Raw genomic sequence first — 24,810 nt, forward strand, 5'->3', positions numbered from 1 at the left:
ACCTTTGCCCCGTTCGCTTCCAAGCGGTCAGCGAATTCACTTGCTTGTGCGCGGGCGCGTGTGACAAGAATTCGTTTCCCGAAAAGCGGTTTAGTATCAAACCATCGGAGATGCTGGCGTAGCCGGTTCACCTCCCCGACAACGATAACAGCGGGACTTTCGAGTTGGACTGCCGCCACCTTTGACACAATATCGGCGAGGGTGCCTTGGACGACTCGCTGTTGCGGTGTTGTGCCAACACGCACTAAACTAACAGGTGTTGCCGGATGCCTACCGTGTGTTACCAATCGTTCCACAATCTGGCGGAGGTGCGCGACCCCCATATAGACGACAAGCGTGTCTACCGCAGTGGCGAGTTGTTCCCAATTGATATTTGAATCTGATCGCAGTGCGGCGGAATGTCCGGTCACAAACGCGACCGATGATGCGTAATCCCGGTGCGTGACGGGAATACCTGCATAAGCGGATGCGGCAATCGCAGAGGTGATACCGGGAACTATTTCAAATGGAATGCCTGCTTTGGTGAGTGCCATCGCCTCTTCGCCGCCACGCCCAAAGATATACGGATCTCCACCCTTGAGGCGGACGACAATTTTACCGGCTTTTGCGTGTTTAACAAGTAACTGATTGAGTTCGGTCTGGCGTGTCGCTCGGATTCTTGGGTCGGGTGCCTTGATTTTTTCGGTGTGTGTGGGACAGTGTTCCAATAACGCATCGTTCAACAACAGATCATAGATGACGACATCGGCGCGCTGAAGGCACTCGACACCTTTAAGTGTGATCAAATTTTTATCACCAGGACCGGCACCTACGATGTAGACGATACCTGTAAGTAGTTTATTCAGAGACGCGTTCATCTCAATGCCCCTTGCGTCGTCAGCAATCCAGTTGCACCACCTTCCCGGAGCTTTTCAGCAACAACTTCGCCTAAATGTTCGGCAGCGTTTGGTGCCGCTTTCGCGTTCTTCACAATACGTAGGGCACCTTCTGGATGACAGACCACACCGATAAGCGAGAGCTCACCATCAACATGTTTGGCGTACGCACCAATCGGTACTTGGCATCCACCACCGAGGCTTTTCAACACGGACCTTTCAGCGGTAACTTCTGCCACCGTCTTCTGATCGTTCAGGGGTTCAAGTAGGGTTTCAAGAGCAGTATCGCCTTCACGTGCTTCAATCGCGAGTGCTCCCTGCCCAACGGCTGGTACCATCCGCTCCACATCAAAAAATTGTGTGATAACTTCCGGCTTACGGAGACGGTTGATACCGGCAGCGGCAAGGATAATCCCATCAAGCCCGGTTTCGTGAAGTTTGCGCAACCGCGTATCTATATTGCCTCGGATATCAACGACCTGTAAATCAGGACGTATATGGAGGATTTGTGCTTTTCGACGCGGACTCGTGGTGCCAATTGTCGCGCCATTGAGCAAGTCTTCCAAAGGGAGTCCAGAGGCGGTGATGAGGACATCGCGCGGGTCCTCGCGTGTCGGAATAGCGGCGATGCAAAGCCCTTCGGGTAATTCTGTTGCGAGATCTTTCAAACTATGCACAGCAAGATCAATATCTCCTGCTAAGAGCGCGTTTTCTATCTCTTTGGTAAAGACCCCTTTGCCGAGTCCAACTAATGAACGGTCTGGAATCGTGTCCCCGGTAGTTTTGATGATCTTGAGATTGACTTCGAGATCGGAGAAAAGGCGTTCCAACTGATCTTTGACGAATTGTGCCTGCCAAAGTGCGAGTTGACTACCACGGGTGCCAATTACAAGCGAGTTGTGCATCAAATGTCCTTTTTTCCCGATGTCAAAAACGGGGCTGGCGTGAAGTTATGCTGCTCTTGACGGAATTCACCCTACATATCTGAGTTATCATCGTTAACATCCAAGGCAAACAATTCTTGCAAGGCTTGGATGTACTGCCCGTGATCGGCATCTCCATCGTTGACAGCATAGCGAAGATTTTGCATGGGGTGGTGGAGCAGTTTTTTGACAATTGCCTGCGTCATAGAGGCGATGGCTTCCTCTTGCTCGTCGGAGAGTGTTGCTTTATAGAAACAGGCTTGCAATTCAGTGTCAGCGATCTCTCGAAACTGTTGATGGAGTGCCTTAATAGTGGGGTTGACCTGAAAGACTTGCAATTGGTCGTAGAACCGCTTTGCTTCTTCGGCGACAATCTGTTCGGCGCGGGTCGCTTCTTGTTGCCGATCCTTGAGATTGGAGGCGACAACGGCTTCAAGGTCATCAATATTGTAAAGGAAAGCGTGATCAATCTTACTCACGTCCGGTTCTATATCGCGTGGCACAGCGATGTCAATAAGAAACATATACCGGTGTCTGCGTTTCCGCATGATGTTAGCGAGCGGACGGCGTTTGATGAGATAATCGGGGGCATCGGTAGAACTAATGACGATGTCGGCATCAATGAGAAAACCGAGATCGCTATCATAAGCGATAGGTGTACCCTTAAATTTCTCGGCGACTTTGACAGCACGTTCATAAGTGCGATTGGCAACAATTACGTTAGAAACACCATTTGCAACGAGATGCTTCGCGGTAAGTTCACTCATTTCACCCGCACCGACAATCGCAACAGTTTTGCCTTCAAGGGTATTGAAAATCTTTTTGGCGAGTTCAACGGCGGCGTAACTAATAGAAACGGCACCGGCAGCGATAGTCGTTTCGGAACGGATGCGTTTACCGACGCTAAAGGCTTTAGTAAAAAGACGGTTAAGAATTGTCCCAGCACCGCCCGCTTCCCGCGATGCATCGTAAGCCTCTTTGACTTGACCCAATATTTGGGACTCACCGACTACCATAGAATCAAGACTTGCGGTTACTCTGAAAAGATGCCGGATTGTCTCCAAGTTATGATGGAGATACGTCCATTTCTTAAGTGATTCCACTCCGATCTGGTGATAGCGGGAAAGGAATTCAGCCAGAATTTTGGCAGCGGTATCAGCGTTTCGTACTGCGTTCGCAACAGCATAGATCTCTACCCGATTACAGGTAGAGAGAATTACTGCCTCTTGCACCTGATCAGATTCACGAAAGTGCTGGAGAGATTCTATAATTTGTGCTTCGGAAAACGCCAGTTTTTCCCTGAATTCAATCGGGGCGACATGATGGCTCGTTCCGATGGAGACGATCTGGTTCATTCCTCTAACCAAAAGATCTAAAAACTGAAATGTTGTTTATACGTTTCGTAAATTATATCACATATCGGCTATTGTGTCAAATTTGGAAGTTGCGCAGTCGCGATTCAAAACGGCTGCTACGTAAGAAAACTACCGATACGTATGCATGCTGTCTAAAAAGAGATCAACGCCGACGTAAGTACAAAGGACAGCAACAAAACCGATGATAGCGGCATAAGCCGCCCGTCGTCCGTGCCACCCCCAGAATTGACGAAGACCGATCTGGAGCACATAGATAAACCATGTCATGAGGGTGGAAATTACTTTCGCATCAAGCCATCTCCACGGGACATCTCGGATATACTGGGTCCAGAGACTCCCAACAATAACCCCCATCGTGAGCAGAATCACGCCGAGAATTGTGCAACGGTACCCAAGTTCATCAGAAACACCGAGAGAAGGGAGGAGATTGTCAAGAAGTGTGTCCGTTTTTTTACGGATTTTCCGCTCGGCTATCAAATACATCAATCCAAATCCAAATGCAGCAATGAACGCGGCGTAGCCAAGAAAAATGAGGGAGGTGTGCGCCAAAAGCCAATAGTTCTGTAGCGGTTCCGGGAGCGCAGCAGTGTGTGTCGCGAAACTATATGAGATCAGGATGGCAATAAAGGCGACAGGCATCACAAAACTGCCGAGTGTGCGGAGATGCGTCAGACGCACGATGATGAGATAGATCAGTGTGATTGCCCAAGCGAAGAAAGCAGTGGAGTCGGTCCAGTGCGTCATCGGAAAATGCCCTTGCGTTAACCACCATAAGGCAATAAAGAGGCTCAGAAAAGCGAAACCGATACTGGTTCCCCAAAAAGCGATTCGCTCAATCGTTGGACGGATGATAGCCGCTTCGCTCCGGTTACTGATAGCCAACGAGAGCGTCTGAAAAATGCTTGCGGCTAAGTATATGAGAAGGGTAACGAGAAAAAGAAAATTGATCATACGCCGTGTTTTTCGAGAGACTATTCTCACTGCGAAGCAACATAGCAGTCGGATATGCCTCTCCGTTAGTGTTGTTCATTCGCTTTCATTTTCGCTATTGGCGAGTTGTGCCTGGAGACGTTCTAACTCGACTTCTATTGCCTGTCGTCTTTCGGATTCTTCTCTGGCGCGTCTTTCTGCCGCTTGCCGTTGTTCTGCTTCTTCTCTGGTGCGTCTTTCCGCGGCTTGCCGCTGTTCCGCTTCCCCTGCTACCCGTTCTTCTGCTGCCACCCGTAGGTGATGTTCCTCCATGGAAGTTGTAATAGCGGTGCCATCGGGGAGATACGGACGCAAAAGCCGCAGCTCCCACGCCTCATGAAGCTCCCACCGAAAATAAAGGTTTAACGACGCACTGAACAAACCATCATCAGCCTCTTCTTCAATCTCAACGATGTCGCCCAAGGCATCTCGCCGCCACCCCCGAAATTCTATGGGGCGATTCATATCGGGTTGATGAATAAAATACTCCGCAACCCCTATATCTCGTAGATACACCTCAACTTTTTCATGCCGATCCTGAGACGCTGTTGCATCTGAAAGGAACTCAAAAACTGCTGTAGGGACGGTACCTTCTGCCCAGGTATAAAAACTTCTTCGTAAGGGAAGTTTCGCAGCACCCAAGACAACATAAACGTCTGCCCCCACGACCTTTCTGATATCGCCTTCGCGGTAGTAGATAAAATTATCCATACTGACATGAATATGCGGGTGCGTGTGAAAATATCGTAAGAACTGGTCAAATAAACTCTGCATCTGCATCCCGTGAAATTCGCCTGCTGGCATAGGGTTTTCGTCCTCGGAAGGGTAGCCTTCAATATAAGTGGTAGGTTTTCCGACCGCTTTTGGGAAGACAGGCATGTATTTTCTTTGCTTCAATTCAAAATCGCTTAGCGTATTCATAATTTTCTTCCTTCGCCTATAAGAACAGAAATGTTCCTCATCCGCGTGCGGTGGCAAAGCCGTTCGCAACTGTTTTGCAAGTTTGAAAAAAGCGCGCTTTTTCGTTTTCGTGCAATTTTATCAACCCTCGTTCGCTTTGTCAAGTCGTTTAGAGGTAAAGGCGTTGGCGCGTTCCAATCTACCGTGCCGAACCCAGTTGAAAAGGCATTCAGCAGAACACCCAAGGTTTGTGAGACCGAGACAGCATGTTGTAGGAGGGGTTTGTAACCCCGATACCGAATCTTCAACGTTGTTGATAAGCGTTTCAAAGAAGTCGGCGCGTTTTTTAGGCGTTGGAAAAGCCTTGAGAATCTCAGAACGTCGCGTCCCAAGGAATTCAATAAATGCACCGTAGCCATTGTTTTCAAACTGGTTCGCGAGTCTCTTATGAAGCCGTCTCGCTCTGTCAATGTGTTTGCCGTTTCGAGTCGATACACTAATTATCAGATTGTCATCTATCACGAGATCAGGGGTGAAGTGGGTACCAGCACTCGGTTCATCAAGATATTCCCGAATGGATGCAGTTTCACTCTCACAAGATACGTCTACCTCTGAAAACTTGTCTGCGATCACAAGGAACGCATCTTCAAGGTGCTGCGGTTTCATTTCGTCCGGTGTCAGAGAGACAACAGAGGCACCACATCGGTTTAGCAGGGAGATACGGCGTTCAACCTCCGGCGTTTCCTGCTCACACAAGACAACACACGTGCGATTTTCCAGTAGCAGATAGACAGGATAAGGCAGCCCTTGATTCTCAATCGGCACCGGTTTTCCATCTTCATATCCGAGTGTGTATAATGAAGAAGCAGGCAGGAGCTCTTCAAAATGTTCACGGATGCGGCGACTCGTCGCGGGGCTTTTACCACTCGTGGAGATGCTGAGCATTAACTGGCCATCCGTTACAACAGAAGCGGCGGCGAAGGTGCATTGTGGGATAACATCAACGACATTGACCAAGCGAATCTTGTTTTTTTCGTGCGCTTCTGTGAAGACAGCACTGTTAATAGCAGTGAAATCGGTGGCAGCACAAACGAGGAAATAGCCGCGCGTGTCCCCTGCCTTCAGTTGCCGTTTGTGCCAGCGAATCGTGCCGATCTGTGCAAGGTAGGTCAGCAATTCGGTTGCATCAGGACTAATCACAGTAACATCGCCACCACTGATAAGCATAGCGACGACTTTCCGCTCAGCAACGGTCCCGCCACCGACAACGAGGCATTCCCGGTCTTGAAGGTTTATGTGTGCAGGATAAAACATTTTTTAATGGTTGTCAGTCGTCGGTTAACAGTTAAAATAGATGGGACTTACGCATTTTCTCTTAAAGTCCCCCTGATAAGGGGGATTTAGGGGGTTAAAAATAGAAAAATTCCGTGCTATCCGTTAGATTTGTGTAAGTTCTAATAAAGCACATATCCGATGCAATTTAAAGGCAACGTTTTCTAATATCCTCAATCAATGTGCCTTGATAGAAGAAGACTTTACTTTCTTATCAGCATTTTGCGTGTCGCGGTGAATTCGCCTGCAGTCAAGGTGTAGAAGTAAACGCCACTCGCTATTGGTTCCCCGAATTCATTTTTCCCATCCCAATATACCGCGCGGTTACGGTGATGGTAAATACCAACAGGTTTACGTCCCAAATCCAATGTGCGAACCAACTTGCCATCGGCAGCGTAAATCGAGATTTTGACATCAGCAGATTCTGCTAACTGATACGGTATCCACGTCTCCGGATTGAATGGATTCGGGTAGTTGGGCAACAGTGCCGTTTCCTTCGGAGTCAGTGTTGCCAAGAGTTGTTCCAAAAAGAGAATGCCCCGCTGTGATGTTACATCTGTCAGATTTAGCTGCTGTGCTTGCGTAAGCCATTGTCTGATATCTGCCGCTGTGAGCATTTCAGATGATTGAACATACAGAGAAGGTGCAGCGGCTGTGGTACCGAGTGCAGCAGCAACCATTACCAAGTCTTGGACGTTCACAACGCCATCTTCGTTCACGTCTGCATCGTTCGGACCCGTTTTGCCAAAATTCGATGCCACTAACACCAAGTCTTGGATATTCACAACCTTGTCCTTATTAACATCCTCAAAGAGCGGACGGTCTTCAATGATGATAGGGTGGATAACAAGTTCGTGGGGTATGTTTTCCGTAGATAAAGTGCTAAGTTGTGTATTGAGCAGTTGTAATTGCCCATCTCCGGCTGCCTTCGCTTCAAAGGTAATTGAAAACAGTGTCCCTTCTCCACTGACACTACCGCCGAGAATTGCCCCACTTAAACCAGTAACCTTGCCGGTTGTATTATCAATGTTACCTTCGTGAAAAAAGGTGGTTCTGCCCCCTGTTTTAAGAAAATCATCTTCTTTGGTTTCAACGATTGAAAGCACGTCAGAATTGAACATAACATCCGTTTGCCAACCGGCTAAATCGGTTACATCTTTGACTGTGAAATCAAGTGTGAATTGCGTGCCGGTTTTTACCGGATCAATTTCGGAAGAAAGGAGCACTGTGGGTATTAAGTTAACGACCTCGGATGGTAGGAACGTTCTGTAAACTTTCCTGCCATCTGAGATGAAATTTCCGGACGGATGCCACGCCAAGTCAGATACGCCTTGACTCGTTTTGATAGTTCTCACTTTAGTGATTTCTGAATCTATATTAATTTCTCCTTGTGGCATTTGGTAGATCGTAATTAACCCGTTTTGATCTCCAACAGCGAAATAAAATCCATCAGGACTAAAGACAACAGCACCAACCCAACCTCCATCATGTTTTATCTCTTGAACTTTTACCCCACTACTCACCTCACAGATTGACACATAGCCCGCATTATCTCCTGTTACGAGATACTGCCCATCCCGACTGAAAGCGACTGCCCAGACAGTGGCCCTATGTTCTATCCGCTGAATCAGTCTATCGTTGTTCGGATCCCAGATAACCGCGTCAGAAAAAGAATCGCCCGTTGCGAGATATTGCCCATCTGGACTGAAGTCAACCGCATAGAAACGAGCGTAACGAGTGGATCCAGTATAGATTCTATAAGATCGAGTTCTGTCCCAAAAATTCCCGCCTCCATTTACATCCGCTACGAAAGTACTACGATCATTTGCTGCTGCTAAGGTATTGCCATCTGGACTGAAGTCAACCGCATGGAAATCAGCGTGGGAGGTGGCTCCAGTCCAGATTCTATAAGTTTTGGTTTTTTCCCAAATCTGTTCACCATTTTTCACCTGCCATAACTTTAATCTAAGACTATCTCCTGTTGCGAGGTACTGTCCATCCGGACTGAAGGTGACAGCATGGACTCGGCCATTATGTCCTTTCTGACGAAGTTCTTTACCGCTGCTCGTTTCCCAAATTGTGTGAACTCGAGTACCTCCCGTAGCGATGTATTTTCCATCAGCACTAAAAGCAACGGCAGAATGATTATTATCAAGAGGGTATACTTCATGAAATGTCCATGTATATGCCTCTTCCCAAAGCGGTGGGTACTCAAGTTTTACCTGTGCCAAAGCCCGACGGTAACCTGGATCAATCGAGATGTAAGCTGTTTTGACGACCTTATCCCAATTACTTTTGAGATTTGGAGCATCATTTTGTCTGCTAATATACAATCTTGCATCAACACTTTCGTTGTTTGCCACAAATGTGATCGGAAAGTATTCCTCGTTAGCATTATAAGAACCAAGGGTTGCGGTAACGTCGTTAGTGAAAAAGGACCTTCTATGCAAACGTGAGATTTCGGTTTGCATCTCAAGGCGATCTGCCCGGACGGACGAAAGGTTTTCTTCTTCAAGTTCTGCGCGACGTTGCGCGACTGCTGCAGCCAATCGGTTCAGGCGCGCTGCATAGTCTGCATCAGATTCAAACTCTCCCTTCGGGGCATTGAGAGGGTGATTCGTCCGGAAGGTTCTAAGTTCTCCTTCAATAAAAGTCACCTTTTCGTCAATGTCAATTTGGTTCTGCTCAAGTTCAACTTCAAGGATTTTAATCCGATCAACAGTCTGATCAAAAGCATCTCCCATAGCGGCAGAAGTGAGTATAAATATGGTAAGAAAAATTAAACTGTGTTGGATTACTTTGGGCACTATCTATCTCCTTATAACTCAGGCATCAATTCTGTTTTCCATATTCCTTATACGGTAAAATCTCCGTCCCTTTTTTATGATTCGCGTGAAACGACGTAGTCTGCAAGTTGTTCGAGTGCGACGCGGGCAGGAGTCTCTGGTAAGCCTGTCAATGCTGCTTTAGCACGGTCGGCATAGTCTTGGGCAACCTTCAAACAGTGCGTCTCAACACCATATCGTTGGAACAAGGCTTCAACAAAGGCGATCGCCTCGGCTTCGTCAGTGTTAGGATTCAGGACTTTTTCCAACATCTGCTTTTCATCATCATTACAAACAGTTCGTGCATAAATGATGGGGAAGGTGAGTTTTCCTTCACGGAGGTCACCGAATGTGTTTTTTCCTAATTTATCAGCATCCTCTGTGAAATCAAGCACGTCATCGACAATTTGGAAAGCCGTCCCAATATGCTGTCCGTAGGTTGTGAGTGCCTCAACCTGCTGTGCGTCTGTTAGGTTTCCGAGGTGTGCGCCGAGAGTGCAGGACGCGGCGATCAATTTACCGGTCTTGAAACTGATGATTTTGAGGTACTCGGCTTCGGAGATGTCAAAATCACCGCTCTTATACGCATGGATAACTTCACCTTCGCACATTGCCTGCGTGGTATCGGCGAGAACCGCCATGGCTGGATCATCAGCACGGCGGGCTACAAGCATAGAGAGGACACGCGCATGGAGATAATCTCCGACAAGGACAGCGACTTTATTGCCCCATTTCGTCTGTAACGTCTCACGTCCACGCCGGATCGCGGCCTCATCAAGCACATCGTCATGAACCAGCGATGCGACATGAATGAGTTCAACGACAGCAGCAAGTGTGTGTGCATCATCACCTGCGTACCCGCAGACCTTGGCAGAAAGCACAACAAGGATCGGACGGAGCCGTTTGCCACCACCCTCCACGACATGCTGGACTGCCATATCGACGAAACTATACTCGCTGGCGGTGTGCTCCGTGAGTTTCACCTCAATAGCACCGAGATCGTCGGCAATTAATTCAACGATTTGATCAAAGTTGGACATAATGTAATAGTTATCAGTTTTAATAGTTGTCAGTTTTCAGTACGATTTTTCTGCGAAAAATCTTTCAGTTATCGGTTAAGAACCTGTAATAGTTCCCTTTTCTGTTCCTGCCACAATTCTCACTGCGAGGCACTCTTTAACTGATAACTGATAACTGATAACCGATAACTCCTAAACGAGATTCGCCAATACCTGTGTTGCGGCTTGAACGGTTTTGTTGATATCGTCTTCGGAATGGACTAAAGAGACGAACCCTGCCTCGAACTGGGAAGGTGCGACATAGACCCCGCGTTGGACGAGTCCCCAGAAGTAGTGCTCAAAGCGTTCAGTATCCGCTGTACGTGCGCCATCGGCATCCGTGACGGTTTCCGGCGTGAAGTAGAGCATCAGCATCGAACCGACGCGACTGTGCCAAGCATCAACACCGTGTTTTTCGGTTGCTTCAGCGAGTCCATCTGCGAGGGCTGCAGCTCGGGTTTCGAGTTGTTCATAAACGCCCGGTTCAGCAAGCCTTTTAAGCGTTGTGATCCCTGCTGTAACGGCTAAAGGGTTACCGGACAACGTTCCTGCCTGATAGACCTCGCCTTCTGGAGCGACACACTGCATGATCTCCCGTTTTCCGCCGTACGCCCCAACGGGTAAACCGCCACCGATAATTTTCCCTAAACAGGTCATGTCGGGTGTGACGTTATAGTAGGTCTGGGCACCGCCATACGCCACCCGAAAGCCGGTGATAACTTCGTCGAAGATGAGTACGATACCGTGTGCTTCGGTAATTTCACGGAGTTCATTGAGGTACCCGTCACGGGGTGGGATGATACCCATATTGCCCATAATCGGTTCGAGAATGAGACAGGCGATTTCGTCAGGATTGGCTTCTATCGCTTCACGGACTGCATCGGGGTTGTTAAAGGGAACAGTGAGTGTATTGCGTGCGAAATCTTCGGGGACACCGCCGCTATCAGAAAGTCCAAACGTTGCAACCCCAGAACCGGCTTTTGCCAATAGGTAGTCCACGTGACCATGGTAGCATCCATCAATTTTGAGGATTTTATCGCGACCGGTATACCCACGTGCGACGCGAATTGCGCTCATTGTGGCTTCGGTGCCGGAATTGACGAGGCGCACCTTTTCAATGGAAGGAACAGCACTGACGATAGTTTCGGCGAGTTCTGTTTCTAATAGCGTTGGTGCCCCAAAACTTGTGCCGTTCAAGGCTGCTGCACTGATAGCCTCCACAATGTCCGGATGCGCATGCCCTAAAACCAAGGGACCCCATGAGGCGACATAATCAATATATTCGTTTTCATCAACATCGTATATTTTTGAGCCGTCGCCGCGTGCGATGAAGCGCGGATGTCCGTGGACTTTGCTGAAATTTCGGACGGGACTGTTGACCCCGCCGGGGATAAATTGTTGTGATTTTTGCCATGCGGCTAAGGATTTATTGCTCTCCAAACTATTTCCTCCGTGTTATAGTTTCCAGTTTCCAGTTATCAGTTAAAGAGACATCTGATTAACTTAAGTCTTCTTAACTGAAAACTGAAAGATTTTTCATGCCTCGCAGTGAGAGAAAATCGTATTCTCACTGCGAAGCAAACTGTTAACTTCCTATAAAGAGATGTTAGGTGAATCTAATACCTCTTAACTGGTCACTGGTGACTGGCAACTAATTTTGCGAAGTACGTTAAAATCATATCCGCGCCTGCGCGCTTGATGCTTGTTAAAAGTTCCAATGCGACCCGCTCTTCATCGATCCAACCGTTCTGCGCTGCTGCTTTAACCATCGCATATTCTCCACTGACGTTATAGGCAGCGACAGGCACCTGAAATTCTGTTTTGACCCGATGGATAACATCCAGATAAGAGAGCGCGGGTTTCACCATGAGAATGTCGGCACCTTCCTGAATATCCAATGCGACTTCGCGTAGTGCCTCCTCTGTATTCGCCGGGTCCATCTGATAGGAGCGGCGGTCCCCAAATTGCGGTGCGGATTCCGCAGCTTCGCGAAAGGGGCCGTAAAATGCCGAGGCATATTTGGCGGCATACGCCATAATGGGTATATTCTCATACCCGTTTTCGTCCAATGCATCTCGAATTGCGCCGACGCGACCGTCCATCATATCTGAAGGGGCAATGACATCGGCACCGGCGCGAGCGTGTGAAAGGCTCTCTTTAACGAGGAGTTCCAGCGTCGGGTCGTTTTGTACTTCGCTATCTTCAATAACACCACAATGCCCGTGGTCAGTGTATTCACAGAGACAGACATCTGTCATCACAAGCAGATCAGGCACGGCATCTTTGATTGCTCGGACTGCGAGTTGAATGATACCGTCATCGGCATAAGCCTCAGTACCGAGCGGGTCTTTTGCTGCTGGGATGCCGAACAGAATTGTGCCGGGAATACCGAGTGCAGCGAGTTCCTTCGCGGCAGTGACGAGCCTGTCAACCGAGTATTGGTAGCACCCGGGCATCGCAGAAATTTCGGTTGCCGTATTATGTCCATGAACAACAAACATCGGATAAATGAGGTCGTTGACAGAAAGTGCGGTTTCTCGGACAAGCCGCCGCAGGTTTTCATTTGCCCGAAGGCGTCTTGGTCGATAGATAGGGAAGGTGCTCATTCTGCCTCCGAAGGCGAACCTTTGATTTCGTAGTTCGTTAGTTCAAGCGTTCTTTCGCCGTCGGGTTCCAATCCGAGCTGCTCCTTTGCTTCGTCAGCCTCTGGATGCTCGTGTCTGAATTTGACGATACCGATGTTAGGCGCCAACCAGATCGTTGTAACTGTGGTGGCTTCTCGTTCTTCAGGTGCTTGTGGTTCGACACCGGGTACAGACACAGTCACTTGCACAGTTTCGTCTGTCTGATATTCAATGATCAAGCAGTCCTCAAACGTGCCAGCAGACGTTTCGACGGTTTCTGTGCCAGTGACCACGCCAGTCTCAACGATAGTGCTATGGGTTTTGATAGTCGGTGCGCCGCCCGGTATCTCCATAGGTGCCCCTTGTATATCCATCGTAAGGGTGACGCCGACATTTAGCTCCAGAGCAGTCCATTCTTCATTGTATGTAGCAGGTGTCGGTAGTAGATAGAAGTAATCCGCCGACTCCACCTCAATATCGTAGCTCAAATCAAGGGAGATCGCTGCGCCCTCAGGTGTCGGTGTCCCGCCGAGCATCTGTTCACGTAGTATAGGAAGTGCTTCTTCCATCTCTTGCGCTGTGTGTGCTTTAAGTCCGTTTTCAATTTCAGCACCGACAAAATACGCGACCCAGTCGTCACCGACCTGATAAAAATACGGGTGAATGTAATGTTCAAAGTCCGCCCAGTCTTCCAAGGGCGGATCATAACTGAACGCGCGGTAGGTTTCGCCATCAATATCTTCAGGTTCTATGGCGTAGCGCGTTAATTCGTTCCCGTCTTGGTCCTCATAGGTCCAGTAGCTGCCGGTTGTATCTGGAAAGTAGTAGTTTGCCCATTCATTTCCGACTGACATCGTGCTTAAACCGAAAATGAGTAAAAGCAGAAGAATAGGCTGCATCTTTTTCAACATAAGAGATTCCTTTTCTGGCTCTCGTCAAACTCTCAAGTTCCCGAAAGCATCCCTTCAGAAACGGGATTAATCACCCTCACCGCTTTCTGATTCAGTGGATTTGATTTCATAGTTTGTTAATTCAAGCGTTTTGACGGTGTCGCTATTTTCGGATTCTTGCAGCATTTTAACAATACCGACATTCGGCGCGAGCCAGAGCGTTGTTAACGTCCCTTTATATGCATCTGCAAACAAGGTTTTCGCTTCTGGTAGGTCCGGTTCTGTCTTTATTGTGGCATCCATTTTATACTCGACTATTAGGCAATCTTCAAACGTACCAGCAGACGTTGCAACGGTTTCTGTGCCAGTGACCACGCCAGTCTCAACAAGGGTCAGGAACATTGTGATTGCCTGACTTGCTGGTGGAAAGCCGTCCAAGTTGCTTGTAATCTCAATCTGCAAATCCATTTCCACATCAACGCGCGAAGCCTCCCACTCTTCATTGAACGTTGCAGGGGTCGGCAGAAGATAGAAATAGTCTTGTGCTTGTATATCAAGGTCGTATGTCACATTAAGGTCAAGGTTCATCCCGGGTGGCAGTTGATTATTCAACTCTTGTTTCATCACGACCATAGCCTCGTTCCACTGTTGCTCCGTGACCGCCCGTGTCGCATTTTCGATATCATCACCGACAAAGAACGCCACCCAGTCGTCACTGACTTGGTAGAAATAGGGATGAAAATAATACTGATAGTTTGCCCAGTCCTCCAAGACAGGTTCATAACTGAACGCGCGATAGGTTTCACCATCAATCTCTTCAGGTGCTATGGCGTAGCGCGTTAATTCCTCACCGTCATGGTCTTCATAGGTCCAGTAACTGTCAAGCTCATCTGGGAAATAGTAATTTGCCCACTCGTTTCCCATCAATGTCGCGCTGAAACCGAAGACGAGCAGAAACAGAAAAGCAGACCGAAATTTTTTCAACATGTAGAGTTCCTTTTGGCACTCTCGGGAACGTTCACAATTCCCGAAAGCGAGGCTTCAGGAATCGGGCTTAATTGGTTTCGCCGCTTCCTGATTCAGTAGATTTGATTTCGTAGTTCGTCAATTCAACAGTGTTCACAGTGTCGCTATTTTCAGATTCCTGCAGCATTTTAACAATACCGACGTTAGGCGCCAACCAGAGCGTGTTTAATGCGTTTACCTTCTCTGGCACCATGGATTGCGTTCCTTCCATAGGCGGTGATGTTTCGAGGGTCGTAACCATTTCTGTTTCAAATTCAATTTTTAGGCAGTCATCAAACGTGCCTGCTGATGTCTCCACAGTTTCGGTAGTTTTAACCGTCCCTGTTCCTAATACATCTAAATTGAAGGTGAATATTAAAGCACCGCCGGGTGGGATTTCGTTGGGATCGCCTGCTACATCAATCCTGATGACAAATTTCGCATTTACCACCTGCGCATCCCATTCTTCATTGTAAGTAACCGGTGTTGGAAAAAGATAAGAGTAATCCTGTGCCTCCGCTTCAAAACTCGTACTAATCTCAAAAGTAACGCCAGGCGGGACAGTCTGATTCAACTGTTCCTTGAGTGGCTGCAACACCCCTTCTTCCAATTGTTTCGTCACTATTGCTTTCATGGCGTTTTCAATCTCATCCCCGTTAAAGAATGCTACCCAGTCGTCACTGACTTGGTAATAATAGGGATAGACGAGATACTGGTAATCTTCCCAATCTTCTAAAGGTGGATCATAACTGAACGCACGATAGGTTTCGCCATCAACATCCTGTGGTTCTATGGCGTAGCGCGTGAATTCTTCACCGTCTTGGTCTTCGTAGGTCCAGTAGCTGCCAAGTGTATCGGGGAAATAGTAGTTTGCCCATTCGTTTCCCATCAACGTCGCACTGAAACCGAAGATGAATAGGAGGACGAAAAAGCACCACACTTTTTTCAACATGTCTCGCTCCTGTTGCGTTTTGTACTTTCTCCTTTTAAAGTATACAAAATCTCAGCACAAACGGCAAGGTTAATTCAGTTGTCAGCCGTTAGCCATCAGCCATCAGCAAAGAAGGTTTTACAAAGGCATAGATGTCCTTCGCTGGTTTTTCGTCGTCGATCTTTTGAGTGTTCAACGTTTCTCATAATCAAAGGGGAAAGTGACAGGCGCGCCGTTGTTTGACCATGAACGTGCCATGGCAACATCAATTTCTCGATCCTTGCGACCGTTATACGCGCCGTATTCCGGCTCTATATCGTTGCGAACGGCGTTGACGAGGCTCATCAGTTCCGAAGCGACCGTAATTTCACCGTCGCTGAGCGGATAATTTTGCAACGGGTTTTCCCAAACCACTTCAGGGTCGGTGTCGGCGACAAGCGCGGCTAAGGTTTCATAACCGTCAACGGTATTGGTTCTGCGTGTGACGGTAATCGCGCGCTGTTCATCGGCAGCGTCGTTCAAAATGACAGCATCGTTTCGGAAACACATTCCGCGCGCTGCGTAGAACTTTGAACCGTTAAAGCCACGCAGCGGGGAGCCGTAGGAGAGACCACTGAAATTGAAGATGCCGACAGCACCATCTGAGAACTCAATCACTGCATGTTGCCAATCCTCAGTATTGCGCGTAGGTTGCCCTTTCCGCCAGACGTGCTCCTGAACGTCATACCCCTTTCGGAATCCGTAAACTTGCACCGGTTCGTTATCAAAACCGACATAACTGCGGATGAGACCGATGCCGTGATAGCCGTGTCCCCGGAAGTCGTTGTAGGCGACATTAACTTTGCCGAAAACACCCGCGAGAATCATCTCCCGTTTGATCCGCTCTGTCGGCACGCGATAATAATTTTCGTTGACTTCCAGTTTTATGCCGTTCTCTTGTGCGGAGGCGATCATCTTGTCCGCCCATCCGAGATCGGTATCAATCGGTGTTTCTGTACAATAACTGATACCGCGCCCGGAGCAGAGCAATCCGGGAATGTGATTGTTGCTCGGTGTAATCACGATCGAACAGATATCAGGTTTTACTGTGTCTAACATCTGCTCGGTGTTCGTGTAAGCAGGGACGTTATATTTCTCACCCTGTTCAGCAACGCTCTCTTCGCGTGGATCACAAACAGCGACTAACTCAAGGTCGCCTGCCAATTTTGAGATAAGAGGAAGGTAGGTACCGGCACCACGTCTGCCTGTGCCGATATGTGCGATTCTGAGTCTATCCATGATTTCTCTCCATCTGGGTGCGGCAGGTGGTTACTCTACCCAGAAGATATGGCTCCGCTCAAAGAGGTCACCATCAAGGTAGACTTCAACGAACCACTCGCCTGTAATGTCCGGGTCGGGTAGATCAATATAAAACCACGTAATTTTATCGCCGGTTGTAGAGGTAAAGGTCTGTTTCTCTTCCCAGAACGGTGGATCGTCAATACCGTCCTCTGGAGAGTACCACCTGACTTCAACCGTATGTTCTTCTGTAATATTCGCCCACAAGAGCCATAAATACACTTGATCGTTGAACTCGGCGAAGAACGTATTCGTGATACCGTCGGGTCTGTCATCAAAGACACTGATCGCTAAGGCAGAATCAACGATAGTCGGTTCACCGCGTGCTACATCCGTAAAGCCGCTTCCGCCAGAAGGCTCCTCACTACAACCGCTCAACGCAATCGTCAACGACAATAGGACTACCCCGAATACGGAATAGAGACCTGCGGACAATGTCCTGATGAAAGTGTAGACTTGATGCATGAGTTTCCTCCTATTGTGGGCTAAGAAATTTCGATTGCAAATTTAAGTTAAATCCTAACTGCTATTGTATCAGGCATCAGATTTTTTGTCAAAGGAAAATCGTGATGAGTGTTGTGTGTCAGAGAGCATGTTGACCCAAGTTTTATATTGACATACGCCATTTTCAGTGATAGACTCAATCAACAACAGAGGAGCATCTTATGAGATTTGATACAATTATTACTGACGGAAATATAGTTGATGGAACGGGTAAACAGGAGCCGTTTGTTGCAGACATCGGCATCCATGACGATCAGATCGCTGCGATTGGTGACCTCGCGGAAGCAGAAACACCTCGCCGAATTTCTGTAAGTGGACAGATCGTCTGTCCCGGTTTCGTCGATGTGCATGTACATTCAGAGATCTCTCTGCTCGGTGGACGTGACCAGTTTGCCGCAGTCAGTCAAGGTGTGACGACACACTTGGCTGCGCCAGACGGTTTTGGCTGGGCACCTTTACCACCGGAGCAGGCGAAAGAACTGTGGCATTATACACAGTTTGCCTATGGCGATGCTGAACTGCCGCTCAACTGGCAGACCCCAGATGCATATCTCAGTATGTTCGACGGACGCATCCCAGCGAACCTATATCCACAGGTACCGCACTGTGCTGTTCGCATCGGTGCGATGGGATGGGATCCGCGCCCAGCAACGTCTGATGAATTGAAAGCGATGGAACAGACAACACGTGAATGGTTAGAAGCAGGCGCGTGCTGCCTCTGCTTAGGACTGGATTATCAGCCATCCGCGAATGCCGATTTGCACGAACTTGTGTATCTTTCAAAGATCGCGGCAAGTTACGACGCAATCTACGCCGCGCATATCCGGTACCGTATCCTCGGTCGAAAGCAGGCGTGGGAGGAGACGATTGAGATTGCCCAACGCGCCGGGATCCCTGTGCATATCTCGCATGAACGGGTGGACGATGAAGCCGCTGATATACTTGAACGGGTTGAGAAAGAACAGATAGATCTGACCTTTGAATCCTACCTTTATCCCGCCGGTATGACCCATCTCGCGATGATGCTTCCGATGGAATTTCAGACGGGTGCTCCGGCTGATATGTTAGCACGCCTTGAGGACCCTGCAGTCCGAGAAAAATCGGCTGCATACCTGCGAGGCGAATTACGCGACGGCAGCCAGATTGTGGGTTACAACCGTTCCGGTAGGTTTATCGGGATGACGCTTGCTGAAGCCGCCGAAAGTGAGGGTAAATCTAACGAAGAATTCGCTTTTGATCTCATCTGCGAAGAAGCCGCGATTGAGACCTTCGTGATGCCGTGGGCGACACCGCCCGCAGAAAATGAACGCATCTTGAATCAGACGGCAAGCCATCCCCGTATGATGATCGCGAGCGATGGTGTCTATAACATCCCACATCCACATCCCCGGAGTTACGGATGTTTCGTGCAGTATCTTGGTAAGTTCGTGCGTGAACGTCAACTCGTCTCGCTGAAAGAAGCGATTTACAAGATGAGCGGTTTCCCTGCCGAACGTTTCCGACTCCGCGACCGCGGCAGAATCAGTCAAGGGCTTGCCGCGGACATCGTTGTTTTCGACCCAGAAACCGTTGCAGATAGGTCTACATGGTTCGACCCGGTGCAATCGCCTGTCGGTGTAAACTGGGTATTCGTCAACGGCGTTTCAGTTGTCGAAGATGGCAACGTGACGCGGCAGCTGCCGGGCAGAGTGTTGCGTCAACAACGGTAAATGGGACAACATGGAGACGAAATCGTGACTGTATACGATTTGACGATCATCGGCGGCGGCAGTGCGGGGCTTGTACTTGCCGTGGCGGGCGCAAAATTAGGTAAAAAAACCGCGCTTGTGGAGAAACATCGCATCGGTGGCGACTGCCTCTGGACGGGGTGCGTGCCTTCCAAATCACTCCTGAAAGCGGCGAAGGTGGCGAATTCCATCCAGAATGCGGAGAAATACGGCATTGCTGTCCCCGATGCCACACCTGACTGGGAACGTGTGATGGCGTATGTGCAGGGGACACAACACACCATAGAAGAGGAACACGATAACCCGGAGCGGTTCCGTGAAATGGGGGTCTATGTTATCTTCGGAGATGGGCATTTTGAAGCATCCGACACCTTTGTCGTGGCAGATACCGAAAGTGGAGAAACACGCACGCTCAAAAGCAAAAAGTTTGTGATTAGTACGGGTTCCCGTCCAGTCGCGCCACCTATACCCGGTTTGGAATCTTGTGGCTATCTCGACAGTGAATCTGTATGGGAGTTGGCAGAATTCCCAGAACGGCTGCTCGTTGTCGGTGCGGGTCCGATCGGTATTGAACTCGGTCAGGCGTTTCATCGTCTCGGTGCCGATGTGACAATCGCCCAACGGAGCGAACGTATCCTCACAAAAGAGGATATCGATGTCTCTGAGCAGATGCTGCGTTACCTCCGTGATGAAGGGATCACAATCCGACTCGATACCAATATCGAGCAAGTTGCCGAAAGCCAAGAAGGCGTAAATGTAAAGTTCGATGATAGTGAAAACGGAACAGCAGAACAGACCTTTGATAAGATTCTAATTGCGGCGGGACGCGCGCCGAACATTGAAGGGTTAGGACTCGACAAAATCGGGGTACAGGTGGGTAGACGCGGGATTGAGGTGAACAACAGACTTCAGACGAGCGTCAGGAACATCTACGCCGCGGGTGATGTGATCGGGCATTACCTGTTCACACACGTCGCCGCTTTCCAAGCGCAGCTGCTCCTTCGGAATATCTTCTTTCCATTCTCCAAAACGATCAATTATGCTGTCGTGCCCTGGACGACCTTCTGTGACCCAGAGGTTGCCCGTTGTGGTCTCACCGAGGCAGAGGCACGCGAGAAATACGGGGATGTTGACGTGTTCACACTCGACCAAGCGGACGTTGATAGAGCCGTCGCGGAAGGCGAGACACACGGCTTCAGCAAGGTTATTGCAAGTCGGTGGACAGGGAAGATACTGGGGGTTCATCTTGTCGGCGCGAATGCGGGAGAAGTCGTTCACGAGTATGTGCTGGCAATGCAACAAGGGATTCCTTTGCGGAAGTTGAGCGGGATGATCCACGTCTATCCGACGTTTTCGAGCAGTGTGTGGCGTGTGGCAGGCAAATGGTTTTCAGAAAGCACACTGATTCAGACGTTGCGAAAATTGATTCCATGATGCCGTATGGACAGGCACGGATACCTGTCCATACAATAGCGTTCTGAAATTATTATTCTCCGCCCTCTATTGGCAGCACACCGGCTCCCACGTCTCCTACTTTAATCGTAATCCGTGCCTCTTTAGACCCTGTTACGATAAACCCCTCAATAACGAGTTCAGTTTCTATGGGCTGTTCCGCAGAATTGTCAGGGAGTGGGAAGCCTTCCGGCAATGGGAGACCCTCTGGGAATGGAAAACCTTCTGGAATTGCTCCGTCATCTCCTTCACCTTCTTCGCCACTCTCTGGCAGCGGCAAATCTTCTGGTAATAGGAATCCACCGCCAAAAGCCGATGGTGTAAGGGTTATTGTAATTAACCCTGCATCCATCTGATCTTCTTCCTTCTGACGGATGAGTTCGTCGAGGTTCCTTGGCAGCGGTTTTTCATCATCATCTTCTTCATCGTCGCCTAAGATATCATCGAAAATATCGCCGAAGAGTTGTGTAAATTCAGTGTCGTCAGTCGATTCATCGGCGGCGGAAACCGTGAGGTTTGCTTCACCTATCGGAAAGCCGTCAGGGATGTCAAGTATAACATCTCTTTGCATTATCCGCTTAGCACCGGCAGTACTCCAGTGCGGAAGTAGCACAACTGAAACTGTGAGGCTTTCCCCAGGCATCACTTCAGCAGGCACAATAATTTCGTCAATTTCGGCTGTGGCAATTTGCGGTTTGTCCACGATAGCAATCGACACCGCTTTCAATGTTGCTTTGCCCGCGCTGTTCGTAAGTGTATCGGTGAACGCATTAATAATTGAACCCGTCTTTATGAACACATCGAAAAATGGGTTTGAAGAGGCGGTCCGAAACTTTTCTGTATACACAGTTTCGGTCTCTTGAAAGTGAAGCGTTACAGTTCCTTCAACTGTTGCAGCATTCCGCTCCATCCGAATTGCGTCCATTGTGACCGCCGTGACATACGAAATCGCCCACTCTTGTCCATAAGCAACAACGTGATGTTTCTCTATAGGCGTGTTGTTAACCGGATGATAGGAGACCTTCACAGGAATCATTGCCGGTCCTGGTCCGAGTTTCCCTACAATTGCAGGATGTAGGTCTTTAGTTATTGTCCCGATCGGATTTCCATACGCTGAGACAGATTTCGTTGGTGCCGCCAAGCTGGACCTGATTCCATGCGTTACAGCCCTATATACCGGTAATGCAGACTTCCCATCTGCAAAGAATGGGTGACCAAAGGCTACAAATTTATCGTCATAAACCTGTGTCACCGTCCCATAACCAATGAGGCTCGTAACATCTCCTGTGGCTACGGCAGCACCAATCATATCCCCTGCAAAGAGTTTTGTTGTAGTGCCTGCAGGCGGGGCTGCAGGCGCGCCGCCGATATCACCAAGCAATTCAACAAAATCGAATTTTGAGTTAGAGAGATGCAAAGAAAGTTCTTGAATTCTGTGGGGCTGAATCCCTGTCATTATCACAGGTGTTTTAACAGGCGCGTACAGAGCATTCATCGCCATTGCAGGTGCAGCGGGTGCCGCCTCTCCATTCAAAAACTCACCAAACGTTGGATGGTTTATGGCTGTCTCCATATAATCAATCGGTGTGACCAAGAACCGATACGGCGGTTTACTATACCAGTATGCGAAAGCAAGCGCACCCATGACGCGGCCCGGGGGACCTACCGGACTGCCTGACATTCCCCGGGCAACCTCTGCTGAGTCATCAATCAGCTCACATTCATAGACGGGTGATCCAAAAGGCCCGTCTTTAACTGCCCGAAATTGAGCCTGAAGACTGACTTTGCCTGTGCCTTCAAGCACGGTAATGATTTCCAGGGGTGTTTTGCTTGTTAGTTTCCCAGCTTCATCCGCATACATATTTTCCAGTACAACATTTCCGACAAAGCGTGGGGCGTTAAGAACGGATGTTGAATCGTTGGTTATGGGATTTTCAGATTGTGTTTGCTCTTCATCAAGAGAACAGCTAAGTTGGTATAGCATCGCAATGGCGATGCTTGCGAAAACGAGAATACGCTTCACTTTGATTCCTCCAAAGATAAAAGTTTTCTTATCGTACACGCTAAATTGACCCCTATTGATGAAATTCGCCAGCCAGCCATCTTCGGAACACTTGAACGTCCGTAAAATCTTTGAGAATATATCCGATTAATACGGGGTCCTCAAGTGCAAGCCAAATGAGTGCATCATGCTCGCCGTGTTTATCAAAGAGTTCTGCAGCCAGCGCAGCATCCGCCTGCTCAATTTTTTGGATGTAAAGGTCGATTTCCACGCTAAAGAAAATGAGATCTAACCCATTCAAAACATTATGCTCGTCGTCTACAAAATGCTTAAAGGCTATATTCATTCCCGGACCGTCGATCAATTTCTTCAATTCGTCTCGAAAAGTATCAGGATCTTCGCCATGGTATCCACGCGTCAGCACATGTCTGTAGTGTACAGCGAAAAGATGTGCATTCGCGGCATCTTCTTCGTCAGGCTTCTCAAGCGTCTGCTTCAAAAATGGCATGTATCGTGATGGATGAGCCGATGCGATTTCCCAGAACGCATCATAAGTCTGATATTGAGCTTCAATCGGATGGTTACGTCTGAGGAAGTCTAAATAGGTCTTGGACGTGGCGAACCTCTTGAGTTTTCTGAAGTCCCCATCCAAAATGTTAGTGGGATTTTCCTGCTTGAGTTGTTCAAACGTCTCCTCGGGGGTTGGCGGTCGTGCAATCGGCTCAATACGACTTCCTGTTTCAAGGTCTCCTTTTTCGGGCTTTACAACGCTTGGGTCGGGACTGGATTGACACGCGAAAAATAGTGAGATCCCTAAAAAGAGACAGACTCCGAGTCGGTTGAAAAAACGCTGACATTGAAAGCATCGTATGTTCATTATGTTCTCCGAGGGTAAGATGTATGGTAGGGGTTGGGTAACCCAACCCCTACTACCCGGAACACGTTGCCTGCAATATCGTAGCACTGCAGGCGGACGTGTCCCTATTTTTCGTTATCCTCATTTTGATTCCACCAGGCGACTTCATGGAATTCTCCATCAACCCATTTCCGGAACACCTGGACATCTGTAAAATCTTTGAGGACATATCCGAGATTCACCGGTTCTTGGAGCGCGACCCGTAAAAAGCCTTTTTGCGTGCCATGTTCAACAAAAAGGGCATGGATATTTTCCCGATCTTCCTCTTGCAGTTCATCGACCAGAATGCTGTGATAGACCAAAACTTTTATTAAAAGAAGAATATTACCAACAAAGCGTTGCTCTAACCAACTGTGCACAGGTTCATTCATCATCATTTCCAGCATAACTTCTTTTACTTCGACTGGCTCCTCGTGATATAGACGGACGTTTAGATTGCGCTCAAACAAAGCCATATAATGAAGCACATCAACATCCTCCGCAGTCGGAGGAGGCAGGGGTGGCTTAAAATATTCGTTCAAAAATTCCAGGGACCGCTCCGTATCCACGGACGCTAACGCCCAAAACTCATCGAAATTCTGGAACTGATTTTCCTGTGGATAGGTACGTTTTAAGTAGTCTATATAAGTTTCTGACTCGATAACTTCTCGAATCCTTGTGAAGTCGTCGTCTAAGACGTTGCCGGGAAATTCCGCACGCAACTCCGCCATCACCTCTGCAATTGTAGGGGGCCTTAGCATTGGTGCCATTGGCACTGCCTCAAATTGTGGTGCGGATTCCATTTCTGCGGCGAACATATCTTTTTCTACAGCCGCCAGCACCGCTGCCACCATTTCTTCAGAGATTGGTTGCGTCATTGTTTCTGCTGGGGCTAACGCGTTGCGGTTTTCGGGTTCCGAACAGCCCCAAACAACTACAAATCCGAGAAATACACAAAACGTCAATAGATTGAATAGACACTGATATCGTGATCGAAAGTAAAACATATACTTTTTCCTCCTTAGACAGAATACCTATATTTATTACGTGAGTTTGATAAAAGATTTTGAATTTTGTCGGGGGTTTCAGTCTTTATTTTCAAACTCACGTTTATTTATCGCTTAATGATACAATTTGAAGGGCAAAAAGGTGCATAATGGAAAAAAAATTGAATGAGATAAAAA

The 24,810-nt window shown here is 48.4% G+C and carries 20 protein-coding genes; 2 read left to right on the forward strand and 18 right to left on the reverse strand.

Going from position 1 to position 24,810, the window contains the following annotated elements:
- From cobA to OXH00_20555, 15 genes are all read right to left on the reverse strand, one after another.
- A partial coding sequence (gene cobA, locus OXH00_20485; protein ID MCY3743397.1) for a uroporphyrinogen-III C-methyltransferase occupies positions 1 to 857 on the reverse strand: 857 nt, incomplete at its 3' end.
- Positions 854 to 1,780 carry a hydroxymethylbilane synthase gene (gene hemC, locus OXH00_20490; protein ID MCY3743398.1) on the reverse strand — a complete coding sequence of 309 codons (927 nt, stop codon included), beginning with the start codon at positions 1,778 to 1,780 and terminating at the stop codon, positions 854 to 856. The genes cobA and hemC, both read right to left, overlap by 4 nt.
- A gap of 71 nt (positions 1,781 to 1,851) precedes the next feature.
- Positions 1,852 to 3,153, reverse strand: a complete 1,302-nt coding sequence (hemA, locus tag OXH00_20495) for a glutamyl-tRNA reductase (GenBank protein MCY3743399.1) — start codon at positions 3,151 to 3,153, stop codon at positions 1,852 to 1,854.
- Between the two features lie 129 nt (positions 3,154 to 3,282).
- The gene (gene ccsA / locus OXH00_20500; GenBank protein MCY3743400.1) at positions 3,283 to 4,125 is read right to left on the reverse strand and encodes a cytochrome c biogenesis protein CcsA; all 843 of its coding nucleotides are present in this window, start codon (positions 4,123 to 4,125) and stop codon (positions 3,283 to 3,285) included.
- A gap of 75 nt (positions 4,126 to 4,200) precedes the next feature.
- Positions 4,201 to 5,064 carry a Uma2 family endonuclease gene (locus OXH00_20505; GenBank protein MCY3743401.1) on the reverse strand — a complete coding sequence of 288 codons (864 nt, stop codon included), beginning with the start codon at positions 5,062 to 5,064 and terminating at the stop codon, positions 4,201 to 4,203.
- A gap of 120 nt (positions 5,065 to 5,184) precedes the next feature.
- Complete coding sequence (locus OXH00_20510; protein MCY3743402.1) at positions 5,185 to 6,357, reverse strand: hypothetical protein; 1,173 nt, start codon at positions 6,355 to 6,357, stop codon at positions 5,185 to 5,187.
- A gap of 221 nt (positions 6,358 to 6,578) precedes the next feature.
- Complete coding sequence (locus OXH00_20515) at positions 6,579 to 9,182, reverse strand: T9SS type A sorting domain-containing protein (protein MCY3743403.1); 2,604 nt, start codon at positions 9,180 to 9,182, stop codon at positions 6,579 to 6,581.
- Positions 9,183 to 9,256: 74 nt separating this feature from the next.
- Complete coding sequence (locus OXH00_20520) at positions 9,257 to 10,240, reverse strand: polyprenyl synthetase family protein (protein ID MCY3743404.1); 984 nt, start codon at positions 10,238 to 10,240, stop codon at positions 9,257 to 9,259.
- Positions 10,241 to 10,411: 171 nt separating this feature from the next.
- Positions 10,412 to 11,698 (reverse strand): glutamate-1-semialdehyde 2,1-aminomutase, encoded by a 1,287-nt coding sequence (gene hemL / locus OXH00_20525; GenBank protein MCY3743405.1) that lies wholly within the window; start codon positions 11,696 to 11,698, stop codon positions 10,412 to 10,414.
- Between the two features lie 194 nt (positions 11,699 to 11,892).
- Complete coding sequence (gene hemB, locus OXH00_20530; protein ID MCY3743406.1) at positions 11,893 to 12,864, reverse strand: porphobilinogen synthase; 972 nt, start codon at positions 12,862 to 12,864, stop codon at positions 11,893 to 11,895.
- Positions 12,861 to 13,793, reverse strand: a complete 933-nt coding sequence (locus OXH00_20535; protein MCY3743407.1) for a hypothetical protein — start codon at positions 13,791 to 13,793, stop codon at positions 12,861 to 12,863. The genes hemB and OXH00_20535 overlap by 4 nt, the downstream gene beginning before the upstream one ends.
- A 66-nt stretch (positions 13,794 to 13,859) precedes the next feature.
- A complete protein-coding gene (locus tag OXH00_20540) occupies positions 13,860 to 14,759 on the reverse strand; it encodes a hypothetical protein (protein MCY3743408.1) in 900 nt (299 codons plus the stop codon).
- Positions 14,760 to 14,826: 67 nt separating this feature from the next.
- Positions 14,827 to 15,729, reverse strand: a complete 903-nt coding sequence (locus OXH00_20545; GenBank protein MCY3743409.1) for a hypothetical protein — start codon at positions 15,727 to 15,729, stop codon at positions 14,827 to 14,829.
- Between the two features lie 171 nt (positions 15,730 to 15,900).
- On the reverse strand, positions 15,901 to 16,986 hold the full coding sequence (locus OXH00_20550; protein ID MCY3743410.1) for a Gfo/Idh/MocA family oxidoreductase: 1,086 nt from the start codon (positions 16,984 to 16,986) through the stop codon (positions 15,901 to 15,903).
- Between the two features lie 30 nt (positions 16,987 to 17,016).
- Complete coding sequence (locus OXH00_20555; GenBank protein MCY3743411.1) at positions 17,017 to 17,511, reverse strand: hypothetical protein; 495 nt, start codon at positions 17,509 to 17,511, stop codon at positions 17,017 to 17,019.
- A gap of 200 nt (positions 17,512 to 17,711) precedes the next feature.
- On the opposite strand from OXH00_20555, the gene OXH00_20560 reads away from it, so the two are divergent.
- Together OXH00_20560 and OXH00_20565 are read left to right on the forward strand one after the other, a co-directional pair.
- Entirely contained in the window at positions 17,712 to 19,259 is a 1,548-nt protein-coding gene (locus OXH00_20560) for an amidohydrolase family protein (GenBank protein MCY3743412.1), read from the forward strand.
- Between the two features lie 24 nt (positions 19,260 to 19,283).
- Positions 19,284 to 20,711 (forward strand): mercuric reductase, encoded by a 1,428-nt coding sequence (locus OXH00_20565; protein ID MCY3743413.1) that lies wholly within the window; start codon positions 19,284 to 19,286, stop codon positions 20,709 to 20,711.
- A gap of 52 nt (positions 20,712 to 20,763) precedes the next feature.
- On the opposite strand, the gene OXH00_20570 is transcribed toward OXH00_20565, so the two are convergent.
- The 3 genes from OXH00_20570 to OXH00_20580 form a co-directional block, all read right to left on the reverse strand.
- On the reverse strand, positions 20,764 to 22,752 hold the full coding sequence (locus OXH00_20570; protein MCY3743414.1) for a hypothetical protein: 1,989 nt from the start codon (positions 22,750 to 22,752) through the stop codon (positions 20,764 to 20,766).
- A 52-nt stretch (positions 22,753 to 22,804) separates the two neighbouring features.
- The gene (locus OXH00_20575) at positions 22,805 to 23,608 is read right to left on the reverse strand and encodes a hypothetical protein (GenBank protein ID MCY3743415.1); all 804 of its coding nucleotides are present in this window, start codon (positions 23,606 to 23,608) and stop codon (positions 22,805 to 22,807) included.
- 104 nt (positions 23,609 to 23,712) lie between these two features.
- Entirely contained in the window at positions 23,713 to 24,633 is a 921-nt protein-coding gene (locus tag OXH00_20580) for a hypothetical protein (protein ID MCY3743416.1), read from the reverse strand.
- Between the last annotated feature and the right edge of the window lie 177 nt (positions 24,634 to 24,810).

Source organism: Candidatus Poribacteria bacterium (genome assembly GCA_026706025.1).
Taxonomy (GTDB): domain Bacteria; phylum Poribacteria; class WGA-4E; order WGA-4E; family WGA-3G; genus WGA-3G.